This window comes from Ensifer sp. Root31, from assembly GCF_001424825.1.
GTDB lineage: Bacteria > Pseudomonadota > Alphaproteobacteria > Rhizobiales > Rhizobiaceae > Ensifer > Ensifer canadensis.
Genome location: NZ_LMCO01000024.1, coordinates 18,878 through 30,944, shown reverse-complemented (window position 1 = coordinate 30,944; position 12,067 = coordinate 18,878). Strand labels below are relative to the sequence as shown.

The 12,067-nt window shown below is 61.0% G+C and carries 16 protein-coding genes; 6 read left to right on the top strand and 10 right to left on the bottom strand.

The window, feature by feature from the left end:
• Positions 1-2 precede the first annotated feature (2 nt).
• Positions 3-566: a protein-tyrosine phosphatase family protein gene (locus ASD00_RS22010; RefSeq protein WP_025427915.1), complete on the top strand. Its 564-nt coding sequence runs from the start codon at positions 3-5 to the stop codon at positions 564-566.
• 158 nt (positions 567-724) lie between these two features.
• On the opposite strand, the gene ASD00_RS22005 is transcribed toward ASD00_RS22010, so the two are convergent.
• The 4 genes from ASD00_RS22005 to ASD00_RS21990 form a co-directional block, all read right to left on the bottom strand.
• Complete coding sequence (locus tag ASD00_RS22005) at positions 725-1,228, bottom strand: tetratricopeptide repeat protein (RefSeq protein ID WP_198956839.1); 504 nt, start codon at positions 1,226-1,228, stop codon at positions 725-727.
• A gap of 43 nt (positions 1,229-1,271) precedes the next feature.
• A complete protein-coding gene (locus tag ASD00_RS22000) occupies positions 1,272-2,654 on the bottom strand; it encodes an ATP-binding protein (protein WP_025427913.1) in 1,383 nt (460 codons plus the stop codon).
• A gap of 132 nt (positions 2,655-2,786) precedes the next feature.
• Entirely contained in the window at positions 2,787-3,488 is a 702-nt protein-coding gene (locus tag ASD00_RS21995; protein ID WP_025427912.1) for a response regulator transcription factor, read from the bottom strand.
• Positions 3,489-3,533: 45 nt separating this feature from the next.
• Positions 3,534-4,016, bottom strand: coding sequence for a MarR family transcriptional regulator (locus ASD00_RS21990; protein WP_025427911.1), 483 nt, complete (start codon positions 4,014-4,016; stop codon positions 3,534-3,536).
• 271 nt (positions 4,017-4,287) lie between these two features.
• On the opposite strand from ASD00_RS21990, the gene ASD00_RS21985 reads away from it, so the two are divergent.
• Positions 4,288-5,178 carry a branched-chain amino acid aminotransferase gene (locus ASD00_RS21985; RefSeq protein ID WP_025427910.1) on the top strand — a complete coding sequence of 297 codons (891 nt, stop codon included), beginning with the start codon at positions 4,288-4,290 and terminating at the stop codon, positions 5,176-5,178.
• Between the two features lie 75 nt (positions 5,179-5,253).
• On the opposite strand, the gene ASD00_RS21980 is transcribed toward ASD00_RS21985, so the two are convergent.
• A complete protein-coding gene (locus ASD00_RS21980) occupies positions 5,254-5,520 on the bottom strand; it encodes a hypothetical protein (protein WP_025427909.1) in 267 nt (88 codons plus the stop codon).
• A 338-nt stretch (positions 5,521-5,858) separates the two neighbouring features.
• Positions 5,859-6,482 (bottom strand): DUF1236 domain-containing protein, encoded by a 624-nt coding sequence (locus ASD00_RS21975; protein ID WP_025427908.1) that lies wholly within the window; start codon positions 6,480-6,482, stop codon positions 5,859-5,861.
• Between the two features lie 243 nt (positions 6,483-6,725).
• On the opposite strand from ASD00_RS21975, the gene ASD00_RS41000 reads away from it, so the two are divergent.
• Both ASD00_RS41000 and ASD00_RS21970 read left to right on the top strand, forming a co-directional pair.
• The gene (locus ASD00_RS41000; RefSeq protein WP_164474916.1) at positions 6,726-6,890 is read left to right on the top strand and encodes a hypothetical protein; all 165 of its coding nucleotides are present in this window, start codon (positions 6,726-6,728) and stop codon (positions 6,888-6,890) included.
• Positions 6,891-7,161: 271 nt separating this feature from the next.
• Entirely contained in the window at positions 7,162-7,803 is a 642-nt protein-coding gene (locus tag ASD00_RS21970; RefSeq protein WP_025427907.1) for an MBL fold metallo-hydrolase, read from the top strand.
• A gap of 106 nt (positions 7,804-7,909) precedes the next feature.
• Here the strand turns inward: ASD00_RS21970 and ASD00_RS21965 are convergent, their stop codons facing one another.
• Positions 7,910-8,362, bottom strand: a complete 453-nt coding sequence (locus ASD00_RS21965; RefSeq protein WP_025427906.1) for a BA14K family protein — start codon at positions 8,360-8,362, stop codon at positions 7,910-7,912.
• Between the two features lie 142 nt (positions 8,363-8,504).
• The gene (locus tag ASD00_RS21960; RefSeq protein ID WP_025427905.1) at positions 8,505-8,720 is read right to left on the bottom strand and encodes a cold-shock protein; all 216 of its coding nucleotides are present in this window, start codon (positions 8,718-8,720) and stop codon (positions 8,505-8,507) included.
• 219 nt (positions 8,721-8,939) lie between these two features.
• Here ASD00_RS21960 and ASD00_RS40275 point away from each other — a divergent pair, with 219 nt between their 5' ends.
• The gene (locus tag ASD00_RS40275; RefSeq protein WP_128090426.1) at positions 8,940-9,347 is read left to right on the top strand and encodes a hypothetical protein; all 408 of its coding nucleotides are present in this window, start codon (positions 8,940-8,942) and stop codon (positions 9,345-9,347) included.
• Between the two features lie 77 nt (positions 9,348-9,424).
• Here ASD00_RS40275 and ASD00_RS21950 read toward each other — a convergent pair whose 3' ends face one another.
• Positions 9,425-10,321 carry a DMT family transporter gene (locus ASD00_RS21950; RefSeq protein WP_025427904.1) on the bottom strand — a complete coding sequence of 299 codons (897 nt, stop codon included), beginning with the start codon at positions 10,319-10,321 and terminating at the stop codon, positions 9,425-9,427.
• A gap of 104 nt (positions 10,322-10,425) precedes the next feature.
• Between ASD00_RS21950 and ASD00_RS21945 the strand changes: the two genes are divergently transcribed.
• The gene (locus tag ASD00_RS21945; RefSeq protein ID WP_038576303.1) at positions 10,426-10,878 is read left to right on the top strand and encodes a hypothetical protein; all 453 of its coding nucleotides are present in this window, start codon (positions 10,426-10,428) and stop codon (positions 10,876-10,878) included.
• Between the two features lie 35 nt (positions 10,879-10,913).
• Here the strand turns inward: ASD00_RS21945 and ASD00_RS21940 are convergent, their stop codons facing one another.
• Positions 10,914-12,062: a PQQ-dependent sugar dehydrogenase gene (locus ASD00_RS21940; protein ID WP_051509213.1), complete on the bottom strand. Its 1,149-nt coding sequence runs from the start codon at positions 12,060-12,062 to the stop codon at positions 10,914-10,916.
• Between the last annotated feature and the right edge of the window lie 5 nt (positions 12,063-12,067).

Below are 12,067 nucleotides of genomic sequence, written 5' to 3'. Positions count from 1 at the left end.
CGATGACAATCCATGTTGATCTGATACCCGAGCGCGTCAAGGTCTCCTGCCTTTGGCGCGCGGCTGATGCTGCGCGCGACTGGCGCGCCAGCCATGTTCTCTCGCTGCTCGATCCGGAATTGCCCGATACCGACGTGCCTGTTATCGCCGAGGCGAGCCACCGCGTCGTGCGCATGCGCGATCAGGAAAACGCCGGTGCGACGCAGCATTTCCCGGATCTGGTCCTTGAAGTGTTCGAAGCGATGCGGCCGGCTGCCGACGACAGGTCGAGCCGCATTCTGGTGCATTGCCATGCCGGCGTCAGCCGTTCGACCGCTTTTGCCTATGGTTTGATCGCCCACCAGCTCGGCGCCGGCCGCGAGGACGAGGCTTTTCGGGCGCTTTTGATGATCACCAGAAAGCCCTGGCCGAACCGCCGGATCATCGAGATCCTCGATGCGTCGCTTGGTCGTGAGGGCCGGTTGCTTGCACCGCTCGACGCCATGCGCGCGCGCCATCCGCGTCGCATCGATGCCTGGCACCGCTTCAACGAGCGGCGCGGCCTGATTTCCATATATTCGCGCTAGAGCATTCCAGGAAAAGTGCGAAGCGGTTTTCCGTCAAGAAATGCGTAAAAACAAAGAGATAGAGCGTTTGTGCGGTTCCGTCTAAATCGGAAACGCTCAAGAATAAACCGGCCGAAGGTGGGCAGCGCTTTCGGGGAAAACGACTTGCTTGGGGATGCTCACGCGTCCGACAGCAACGCGTCGGCGTAGCGCTTGAGCGAGCGATTGTAGCGGGGCAGATGGCGCGCCAGACGGCCGAGCGCCAGGCCCGCCGCCTCCTGCGCTCGTCCGGCATCGACGAGCGAGAGCGCCAGAAAGCCTAAGACCGCATCGTCGAGTTCGTCGGATGGCATTGTCCGTTCGGCCTCCAGCAAGGCAATGCTCTCTTCGATCTGCCCGAGATTGCGCAGCGTGCTTGCAAGCTGGATGGTGGCGCGGCGGCGGCGAATGCCGGAGAGGCCACCGGCAAGCGCCTGCCGATACAGAGGTGCTGCATTTGCTTCGTTGCCGAGGGAATCCTGGGCTGATGCACGCTCGAAGAGGCCGATCGGATCGCCGTCCGGAAGTTCGGCGGCCAGCACATCGAGCCGTGCGATAAACGCGTCCGCGTCCATATGGCCGAAATCCGCCCAGTGCAGCGCCAGCCGCTGTTCCCAATCGTCCCAGTCTAGCGTGTCGGACAAGTCCGGAGCCTCCATATTTGCAGCGCTGACCAGATCGCCCCGCTCACGCCGGCAAACGCACGGTTGCCCGCAGGCCGCCAAGCGGGCTGTCGCCAAGCGTGACGTTGCCGCCGTGGCTGCGGGCGATGTCGCGGGCGATCGCGAGGCCGAGGCCGGTTCCCGAACTGTCGAGATTGCGCGCCTCGTCGAGGCGGAAGAACGGCTTGAACACGTCCTCGCGCGAGCGCTCGGGAATGCCGGGCCCGTCGTCGTCGACCGTGATCGTCACCCATTTGGCGCTGTGGCGTGCCTCGATATTGACCCGGTTGGCGTAGCGATAGGCGTTGGATGCCAGGTTGGCGATAAGGCGGGTGAAGGCGTTCGGGCGAACACGGACCTGGTCCTCCCCCTCGACGGAGGTCGTCAGCGTCTTGCCGTGCAGTTCTGCTTCGGCGGCAAGACGCGTCATCAGGTCGCTGAGCTTCAATTGCCCGACGTCTTCCTCAGCCTCCCCACGGGCAAAGGCGAGGTAACCTTCGAGCATGTTCTGCATGTCGTCGACATCCTGATTGAGGCTTTCGAGGTCGGGGTTGTTGCCGGCGAGCGCCAGCTGCAGCCGGAAGCGGGTCAGGATGGTTCGAAGGTCATGACTGACGCCGGTGAGCATGGCCGTGCGCTGCTCGATCTGGCGCTCGATGCGCTCGCGCATCTGGATGAAGGCAAGGCCGGCGCGGCGAATTTCATCAGCGCCACGCGGTGCGAAGTCGTCGATCTTCTGGCCCTTGCCGAAACTTTCCGCTGCCTTGGTCAGCGCCAGGATCGGCCGGATCTGCCCGCGCAGGAACAGGATGGCGATCGACAGCAACACCAGCGAGGCGGCAACCATCCAGACGATGAAGATATGGGTGTTGGAGGCGTAGGCCCGGTTGCGGCGGGCATAGACCCGGAGCATGCGGCCGTCGTCGAGCTTGATGCGGATTTCGACAAGGTTGGAATTGCCGACCGTGTCGATCCAGAAGGGGCGGCGGACCTGGTCGGAGATCTCCTCGCTCAAGATTTGATCGAGGATCTCGAAGAAGGGCTTGGGCCGCGGCGGCGGCAGTTCGCCGCCCGGTTCGACGGAAATGCTGAGATTGAGCTGGTCGCGGGCGATGCGGACGATTTCCGAAATGTCGCGATCGGCGGGGAAAGTGGCGATCAGATCGACGATTGCCGCGATATCTCCGGTCACGGCTGCCGAGAGGCGCTGTGTCACCAGTTGCCAGTGCCGCTCCATGAAGATGAAGGCGACCACCGATTGCAGCAGCACCATCGGGATGATGACGATGAGCAGCGAGCGGGCATAGAGGCCCATCGGCAACCGCCGGCGCAGCCAGCGGGTGACGCGCTTCCACGGATTGTCGCTCGGGTTTGCCGCCTCGCGCCGCATACTGTCAAAGCTTGCCATCGGTTTCCGCTGCCCTCATCGGGGTCGCCACTCTAAAGCGCGTCGCGATCTCCGGGATTCGCTTCTTGCGCTTTAATTTCTTGTTTCTGCGCATGTCGCGCAAAACCGCTGCGCACTTTTGCGCGACATGCTTTAGTCCACGCTCAATCTATAGCCGATGCCGCGGACCGTCTGTAGCCAAACGGGATTGGAGGGATCGTCCTCGATCTTGCGCCTCAGGCGATTGATCTGGACATCGATGGTGCGCTCGCCGACCTCGGCATCGTCGCCGATCAGCTCGTGGCGCGGGATCGTCTCGCCGGCGCGTTGGGAGAACAGCGTCATGATTTCCTGCTCGCGGTCGGTAAGGCGGATGTGATCGGCGCCGCGTCGAAGCTCCTTGCGTACCACGGAGAAGGTGTAGGGACCGAAGATCACCTGATCGATCTTGGGCGCCTGGGCCGGCTGGTTGCGCCGCAGGATATTGCTGATGCGCAGCACCAGTTCGCGCGGCTCGAACGGCTTGGAGAGATAATCGTCGGCGCCGGCTTCGAGGCCCTCGATGCGAGAATTCGATTCCGCCAGCGCCGTCAGCATCAGGATCGGCACGGTCTTGATCTGGCGCAGGCTCTGCGTCAGGGAAATGCCGCTTTCGCCGGGCATCATCACGTCGACGATCAACAGGTCGAAATCGAGACCGACCAGCTTGCGTCGCGCTTCATCGGCGTCGGCGGCGGTCGTGACGCGAAAACCCTGTTCGACCAGATAGCGGTTGAGCAGATCGCGGATACGCCTGTCATCGTCGACGATCAGTAGATGGGCTGCATCGTCGGAGACTGTCGCTTTTGTTGTCATGCCTAGCTTTCCCCCGTCGCCCGCCGATAGCGGGCTTTCGACATTTCAGTCCCCGGCGCCGTTCTTCATGCAGGCAAGGAAGCGCTTGACGGTTTCGCGCGCGCCGGGACCCGTCTTTGCCAATGCATCGGCTATGCGGCGGGACTGTGGCTCGGCAAGCGCACGGGCAAGCGCCTGGCCTTCCTCGGTGGTATAGAGCATGCGCTGGCGCCGGTCCTCTGGCCCCGTGACCTGCCGGATATAGCCGGAATCGATCAGCTGCTTGAGCACGCGGGCCAGGCTCTGCTTGGTGATCTTCAGCGTATCGAGCAGGTCTGCCACGGTCATGCCCGGCTCGCGGTCGACAAAGTGCACGACGCGGTGATGGGCGCGGCCGAAGCCGCTCTTTTCCAGGATCGCATCCGGATCGGAGGTGAAGTCGCGATAGGCGAAGAAAAGCAGCTCGATGATTTCGAAGTCGATCGTATCATCGTCGTGCGCGACCGTGTCGCCCACATATCGGGTGTTTTCTTTGGATTGGCCGGCCACGCGGTCATTTCCTTTCAGCCAAGTTGCAACTTACGAAACAATCGGAAAAATATGTCAGCTTTATTGACATATTTTTACCGCGTTGGTAGCGTCCATGCTCGGTAAGCGAGACATTTGGCGGCGGTAATACCTCAGGAGGATATGCCGCGCCGCACTGATCGCAAATCCAAAATCTCGAAATTGAATTTTCCCACAATCAGTTTGCCGATAAACTGAAAGCGGGAAGATAATCAACAGCAAGAATGGCGCACAAGCGCCAGAGGACGACATCATGGCAGCGGTTCCTTTTGATCAGTTGGACGGCGAAATCTGGTTCAACGGCGAGTTCGTCGCGTGGAAGGACGCCAAGATCCACGTGCTGACCCACGGCCTGCACTATGCAAGTGCCGTATTCGAGGGTGAGCGCGCCTATGGCGGCCGCATTTTCAAGCTGACCGAACACAACCAGCGCCTTCACAACTCCGCCGAAATCCTCGGCTTCAAGATTCCCTATTCCGTCGAAGAACTGGACGCGGCGAGCGTCGAACTTCTGAAACGTCAGGGCTTCTCCGAAGCCTATGTCCGGCCGATCGCCTGGCGCGGCAGCGAGATGATGGGCGTTTCGGCCCAGAGCAACCGCATCAACGTGGCGATCGCCATCTGGCAGTGGGGCAGCTATTTCAACCCGGCCGAAAAGCTGAAGGGCATTCGTCTCGATATCGCCGAATGGCGCCGCCCGGATCCGAAGACGGCGCCGTCGAAATCGAAAGCTGCCGGCCTCTACATGATCTGTACGATCTCCAAGCATGCGGCGGAAGCCAAGGGCTATGCCGACGCGATGATGCTCGACTACCGCGGCCAGGTGGCTGAAGCGACCGGCGCCAACATCTTCTTCGTTAGGGATGGCGTCATCCATACGCCGGTGCCGGATTGCTTCCTCGACGGCATCACCCGCCGCACGGTGATCGAGCTGGCGAAGCGCCGCGGCTACCAAGTGGTCGAACGGGCGATCATGCCGGAAGAACTGTCCGGTTTCAGCGAGTGCTTCCTGACCGGCTCTGCCGCCGAGGTCACGCCTGTTTCCGAGATCGGCCCCCATCGCTTCACGCCGGCAACCATCTGCGAAACGCTGATGAACGACTACATGAAGGAAGTCTATCCGGTTGCAGCGGCAGCCGAGTAACCGGATTATCCCTGAATGCAGAAAAGGCGGCCCAGGGCCGCCTTTTGTCTTGCTACGGATATCGTTCGGAAGGCGTCAGGCTTGTTTTCCGAGGAATTGCCCGACGATGCCGCTCAACACACCGCCGCCGACGAGGCCGCCGAGTGCCTGCATCGCAAGACCAGTTGCGGCCGCTTCGCCACCGAGCATCTGGATCAGGAACCCCCCGCCGAGGCCGCCGATAGCGCCGACGATCGTGCGTGCGACGACACTGAATGCCCCTTGCTTCAACACTGCGCTGGCCGCGTTGCCGCCGGCCGCCCCCGCGATCAATTGGGTAATGATTGGCATTAATGCTTCCATTGATCCCTCCGTATCCAGGCCCGTCGAAGACGAGCCGCCAAATGCCGATGATCCGGCAAGGACAGGTTGAGGCCGAATTTAGACTCTTGTCAATTTGGGGAAGTCACGGCTGCCTTCTGTGAAGGCGTTACTCGCTAAAATGTTGCTGTTTCATGCCGGAAACCGCGCTTTTCGAGCTTCGAAAGCCGAAAAATGACAGAATTACTGCAGTGTTCGAGGATCGTTTCAGCCGCCCGTGGCTAAAAAAGACTGGTGATTCGCTGCAGTGCAAACGAAAACTCCAGCGGCCAAGCCGCTGGAGTTGGTTGTGTATTCGCCCACGTGGAGGCGTGTTTCGTTTAGCGATAGACGTAGACGATGCGGCGTGTTGTCGGCTCGACCAGAACCGGCTGGCCGTTGATGCTGACATAGTCGTAGCTATAGTCCGGCACGCGGCGCACTTCGACTGTCTGCGGCAGCTCGGCGCCGACCACGACTTCGCCGTCGAGATAGACGGTTTCGCCCGGGTTGGTGGTGATATAGGTGCGCACCGTATCCGGCGGCGCGATCGGATCGACCTCTTCGACAGGGCCGAGCAACTCGTCACCGGGTGCAGGCATTGGCGGATCGCCGGCCTGCGCCTCATAGGTCACGACGGGAACCGCCAGGTCGGCGCGTCGATCCTGAACGACGACAGCAGCGCCGCCGAGATCGGTGGTCAGATATTGGGCATAGACCCAGCCACGAAGGCCGTTGACGTCGACACGGCACCACTTGCTGCCTTCGATGCAGCCATCAAGGACTGCGGTGCTGCCGCGTGTTGCCAGGCCAACGGTGGGATATTGCGGGCCCGGGCCAGCGCGGACATTGAGGTCAGTGACGGTTGTGGCGGTCATGGCTGCGAAGGCTGCCGAGGTGCCAGCTACGAGTACGAAACCCGCAGCCGCGGCAGTTCGCAACAGGGTGCTGGTAAGGTTCTTCATCATCATGCTCCTTCGTTATCCCTGATGAGCAAACGCAGCGATGGTGGGGATGTTCCCGCGGTAACGTCACGAAATGTGAAGATGCGACATACTAACCCTGTCGCAGTTCAACCCGGCGTTACGCCGAGGGAACCGTTTCGCGATCAAAGTATTTTTCCTGTCGATGTCGGGCAGGCGCCCGAGGGAACGATCAGCGATATGCCCGCGCAAAGAAGGTGAGCACGGGCAGGAGAGGGAGGTTCAATGTCGAATTCAGCTGTTAATCCGGTAAATCCTGCCATCAACGGCTTGCGCCCGGTGGTGGCAATCGTCGTTGCGGCCGAACTGCTTGTCTCGGCCTTGCTGCTTACCACCGTGCAGCTCCCCGCACCTCAGTCTCCATCAGCGGAAATTGCCAGCCTGCGTTAAAGCGCGTCGCGATCTCCACTGCATGTTTCCTTAGATCGTATTCGATTTAAGGCAGCATGCAGTCATTTAAGTGCTACCGCGACCTTTGCGCATCTAATATGACGCGCGGCGCTCAAGGATTCGCTTGCTGCGCTTTAAGCTCTTGTTTTTGCGCATGTCGTCATCGCAAAACTGCTGAACACTTTTGTGCGACATGCTTTAATTCGCGCTGTGTCTGATGCCGTTTGGCGCTATAGGTGTGCCAACGACATCTAAGTGAGGCGCAGACGGCATGCTACAGGCGGGCATCATCCCGGTTACTCATTTCCAGCAGAACTGCACGGTTCTCTTCGATGCTGAAACCAAGGAAGGCGTGATCGTCGATCCCGGCGGCGACGTCGATGTGATCCTCCAGACGATCCAGGAGAACGGCATCACGCTGAAGGCGATCTGGCTGACGCACGGCCACATCGACCATGCCGGCGGTGCCAAGGAACTGAAGGAAGCGCTCGGGCTTTCGATCATCGGCCCGCACAAGGACGATCTGCCGCTGTTGTCGCGGCTGGAAGAGCAGGCCGAGAAATTCGGCCTGGCGATGAAGGTCGAGAACGTCGTACCCGACCAATGGCTGGAGGACGGCGATACCGTCTCCTTCGGCAATCATGTGTTTGAAGTGCTGCATTGCCCCGGCCATGCGCCTGGCCACGTGGTCTATTTCAACCGGGTGCAGAATTTTGCCCATGTCGGCGACGTGCTGTTCCACGGCTCGATCGGTCGCACCGATCTTCCCGGCGGCAATCATCAGCAATTGCTCGATTCCATCCGCGACAAGATCCTGCCGCTCGGCGATCAGGTCGGCTTCATTTGCGGCCATGGCCCCGGTGGACAGATTGGTGAAGAGCGGCGCACCAACCCCTATCTGCGTGGTCTCTGACCCCGAAAAGACGCGGGCCCCGGTTCGGGAATATAGGCCGTAATGAAAAAGCGCATGCCCCGGGAAAAGGCATGCGCTTTTTGTTTATCGCATCGCGGCTTTTCAATCAGCCTGCGTCGCAGAAGTAGCTGCGGCCGTCGTAGCCGCGGAACGTACCGTTGTCCGGGTTGAACGAGCGGTAGCGCTGCGAGCAATAACGATACCAGGACGGGGTCCAGGGCTCGAGCGAACCGTAGCCGCCGCCGCCGTAGCCGCCGCCATAGTTGTCGACGACAACCGGACGCGCGCGATAGACAGGGCGCGGACGATAGACCGGGCGCGGCTCGTAATAATCGGGCTCCGGGTCGACATAGACGCGCTCGCTGTAACGCGGCTGCGAAGCAATCGCGCCGCCGATGATCACGCCGGTCGCCAGGCCAAGAGCGCCGAGTGCAACGGCGTCACCGTTGTCATAGTGCCTGCGGCGGTTCCAATCACCAGCCTCAGCCGTGCTGAGGGTCGGGAGAACCGAGGCGGCGGCGATGACCGAGAGAACCGTCGCTTTGATGAACTTGTTCATGGCTTCAATCCTGTGCATGGTCCGGAGCGTTTCCGGCCTTCATGATGAAAGAGTGTTAACCACGCCAAACTGAACGGGGCCTGAACAAAAAAACCCGGCATCGCTGCCGGGCTTCAACTTGAATCTTTCAGCAGAACCGGTGTTAGCCGGAGATCTGCAGGTTGACCGCCTTCGGGCCTTTGCCGCGGCGATCCGGTTCGGTGTCGAAGCTTACCTTCTGATTTTCCGACAGGCCGTTCAGGCCGGAAGCCTGGACAGCGGAGATGTGTACGAAGATATCTGCACCACCGTTGTCAGGCTTGATGAAACCAAAGCCCTTGTCGGTGTTGAAGAATTTAACAGTGCCAGTTTCGGCCATGCGTCAGGTCCTTTTCTCTCCACCCGTTTGACGGACGGGTAGCATTGCAGTTTGCCCGATTGGGCGTTGGGCAGGCAGTTCTCGATATTTGAGGAAAGGTTCCTGTTACCGCAGCCAGCCATCGGAAAGGTTGCAAACTCGCGTCCCCCCCAGTCTGGCCACCCGGAGTTTTTGCGTCTCCGGCCCGCTTTTATTTCAAGATCTTCCCATGCTCGTAGATTGCCCGAACAGAGTAAGATTGATGGGTTTATTTTGAATTGGCAAGCAAAACTTTTTAGAAGTGGTATTGCGTCTTGCCATTGCTCAAAATTCGGTCAGTCGCCGATTTTTCAGGTGATATTGAAGGTGCATCGCAAGCTGTTGAAATCACAGCTTTTTGAACGAATGTGCCGAGAAGTTGAGTGCTTTGCGCCGTTTTTCGCCGCAATCGGCGACGCCGCGATGGCTGCCAAACAGGTCCATTCATTTGTCAAGCGACTGATATGGTTGAAGCTTCTTGCCAAAGTGATGCTGTCGGGCACCGTGGCGGTTCGCTTTGCAGAAATCCTGCAAGTAATAACCGGGAATCGGCAGGTTGCATCGCGGCGCTTTAAAGTGAAGCAACAGCTTTGCGGGGCGGGGCAATAACAAGTAACGCAGCAGTTCAGTACCCGCCAAAATCAAGGGTTATAGTTCTGCAGGTCCCCGCGCATGCCTATCTCGTCTCAGGCTGCGGCTTCCTTCCGGCCACCTTTCGTGATCTCGGGCACGATCTCGACGACCAGCATGGCGGCAAAGATGATGGCGCAACCGACATAGCCGATGGGCGTGATGATCTCCCCGAGCAGCAGCACCCCGAAGAGGGCTGCAAACAGCGCCTCGCTCGACAGGAAGATCGCTGCCTGCGGTGCCGTGGTGTAGCGCTGGCCGACGACCTGGCAGATGAAGGCGACACCACTGGAGAAGATGCCCGCATAGAGGATTTCCGGCAGCGCGCCCTTAACCGCCTCCATGCTCAGGGGCTCGATCGCCAAAGCGACGACGCAGCCGAGTACGGCGCAAACGGCAAACTGCGTCATCGACAGCAGCATCGGCCGGCCGCTGCTCGGTGCGAAGATGCCGACAAGCATCAGCTGCAGTGCCCAGAACAGGGCGCAGACAACAGTCAGATAATCACCACCGGTCAGGCTCGACAGAGCGCCACCACTCAAAAGGAAGATACCGAGCAGGGCCATCAGCGCGCCGGGCCAGATGATCCAGTGCGGCCTGCGGCGGAGGAAGATGATGGTCAGCACCGGGACGAAGACGACGTAAAGCCCGGTTAGAAAGCCGGAGTTGGTGACGCTGGTGGTGAGCAACCCGTATTGCTGCGTAACGGCGCCTGCAAAAAGCGCGAGCCCGACAAACACGAAGTTGCGAAGGGTCCTGCCGGTCAACGGCTGCGGCGCCCGCCTGGTTTCAACGACGGCGAGCGGCAGCGCGACCAGGGTTGCGATGGCAAAACGAAGCGTGATGAACCAGAGCGGTCCGATCGCCTGCATCGCCGTCGACTGCGCGACGAAGCCGGCACCCCAGATGGCGCCGGAAAACAGCAGGAATAGATTGGCCTGGACGCGGGTCATCATTGCTCTCCTCAGATGCTTCGCCGTCTATCAGTTGCGATTTTTCCGGGCAAGGCTCATCGTCGGCGGCCGGCTGATCTGCGCGGCGTGCCGGCGACGGTTGCATGGTGGAGATGGGGACGGTGGAGATGGGCGAGAGCGGTTATTCGGGAACGCCGCTTGTCCGCAAGCTGGGCATGAGGGGCGGGCAGTCAGCGCTGTTGCTTGGCGTCCCTGACGATCTGACCGATATTGCCGGCTTTCCAGGGTTCTCCAGGTGCGAAACCGCCGTCGACGGCCCGGCGTCACGTCGGCACGACTACATCCACGTCTTCGCCGTGGAGAGGGCAAAGCTTGAAGCGCTGGCACTACCGCTTGCGGCGAGCCTCAAGGCCGACGGCATGATGTGGATCTCGTGGCCGAAGCGCGCATCGAAGGTTCCGACGACGCTGACGGAGGACGTCTTGCGCGAGATCTTTCTGCCGCTCGGGCTCGTCGACACCAAGGTCTGCGCCGTCGATGCGGTCTGGTCCGGATTGAAGTTTATGTTCCGCAAGGACGTTCGCGCCGATCTCTGATCCCGAATTTGGATTTATACGAGCGCCGGTTGGTATTACTGCGTCGGTGCCTTGGAGACCCTGAGCAAGGCGCCATCCTCTTCGTCCGTCACCATCAGCAGTGCGCCGTCCGGCGCCACCACGATGTCGCGGATACGGCCGAACTCGCCGTCGAACAGCCGTTCCTCGGAGGTCACAGCGCCGGTGTCGTCCCGCTCCAGCCGGGCGAGGAGCTGATACTTCAGCGCCGCCACCAGCAGGTTGCCATCCCACTCCGGAAACATCTTGCCGCGATAGACCGCGAGCGCGCCTGGCGCAATCGAGGGATCCCAGTAGTAGATCGGCTGGTCGAAGCCGTCCTTGGCCGTGCCTTCGCCAATCTCGGCGCCGGAATAGTCCTTGCCGTAGGTGATCACCGGCCAGCCGTAGTTATGGCCGGATTGCGGGTTGTTGACCTCGTCGCCGCCGCGCGCGCCGTGCTCTGCCGTCAGAAGCGTGCCGTCCTTCGGATCAATGGCGATGCCCTGCGGATTGCGATGCCCCTTGGACCAGATTTCCGGCAGGCCCTCGGTGCCCCCGCGATAGGGGTTGTCGGCGGGAATGCTGCCGTCGGCGTTGATGTGCAGGATGGCGCCGGCATGATCGTGCAGATCCTGGGCGCGCTCGCGCTCGCCGCGGTCGCCGATGCCGAAGAACAGGCTGCCATCAGGCGCGAATGCGATGCGCGAGCCGAAATGCTGGCCGTTGCGGGTCAGCTTGTTCATCCGGAACAGTTCCTTGACGTCGGTCAGGTCCGAATTATCCGCCGACAATGCCGCCCGCACCAGGACCGTTCCGAAACCGCCGTCTCCACTGGCCGCGAGCGTCAGGTAGAGCGTGCGGCTGGTGGCAAAATCGGGGGCAAGGGCGATGTCGAGCAGGCCACCCTGGCCCTGCTCGGCCACCTCAGGCACGCCGGAAAGCGGCGCCGAGGCCTTGCCGTCGCGGATGATGCGCAGCCGACCGGCGCGCTCGCTGACGATGTAACTGCCGTCCGGCAGCACCTCGACGGACCAGGGATGTTCGAGCCCGCTCGCCAGCGTTTCGACGAGAACGTCGCCATGCTGGGAGGGAAACTCACGCGTTTCCTGTGCTGCGGCAGCAAACGGGGCGGCAAACGAAACAAGGCCGGCGAGGAGCGGCAGCGCGCGAATTGTTCCCGCCATCCGGG

Coding starts and splice junctions, on each gene's coding strand:
- ASD00_RS21960 (WP_025427905.1), bottom strand. CDS start 8,720: ATGGCCGAAACTGGCACTGTTAAATTCTTCAACACCGACAAGGGCTTT.
- ASD00_RS21970 (WP_025427907.1), top strand. CDS start 7,162: ATGCTACAGGCGGGCATCATCCCGGTTACTCATTTCCAGCAGAACTGC.
- ASD00_RS21940 (WP_051509213.1), bottom strand. CDS start 12,062: ATGGCGGGAACAATTCGCGCGCTGCCGCTCCTCGCCGGCCTTGTTTCG.
- ASD00_RS21965 (WP_025427906.1), bottom strand. CDS start 8,362: ATGAACAAGTTCATCAAAGCGACGGTTCTCTCGGTCATCGCCGCCGCC.
- ASD00_RS21985 (WP_025427910.1), top strand. CDS start 4,288: ATGGCAGCGGTTCCTTTTGATCAGTTGGACGGCGAAATCTGGTTCAAC.
- ASD00_RS22000 (WP_025427913.1), bottom strand. CDS start 2,654: ATGGCAAGCTTTGACAGTATGCGGCGCGAGGCGGCAAACCCGAGCGAC.
- ASD00_RS21975 (WP_025427908.1), bottom strand. CDS start 6,482: ATGAAGAACCTTACCAGCACCCTGTTGCGAACTGCCGCGGCTGCGGGT.
- ASD00_RS41000 (WP_164474916.1), top strand. CDS start 6,726: ATGTCGAATTCAGCTGTTAATCCGGTAAATCCTGCCATCAACGGCTTG.
- ASD00_RS21995 (WP_025427912.1), bottom strand. CDS start 3,488: ATGACAACAAAAGCGACAGTCTCCGACGATGCAGCCCATCTACTGATC.
- ASD00_RS22010 (WP_025427915.1), top strand. CDS start 3: ATGACAATCCATGTTGATCTGATACCCGAGCGCGTCAAGGTCTCCTGC.
- ASD00_RS21945 (WP_038576303.1), top strand. CDS start 10,426: ATGGTGGAGATGGGGACGGTGGAGATGGGCGAGAGCGGTTATTCGGGA.
- ASD00_RS21980 (WP_025427909.1), bottom strand. CDS start 5,520: ATGGAAGCATTAATGCCAATCATTACCCAATTGATCGCGGGGGCGGCC.
- ASD00_RS21950 (WP_025427904.1), bottom strand. CDS start 10,321: ATGACCCGCGTCCAGGCCAATCTATTCCTGCTGTTTTCCGGCGCCATC.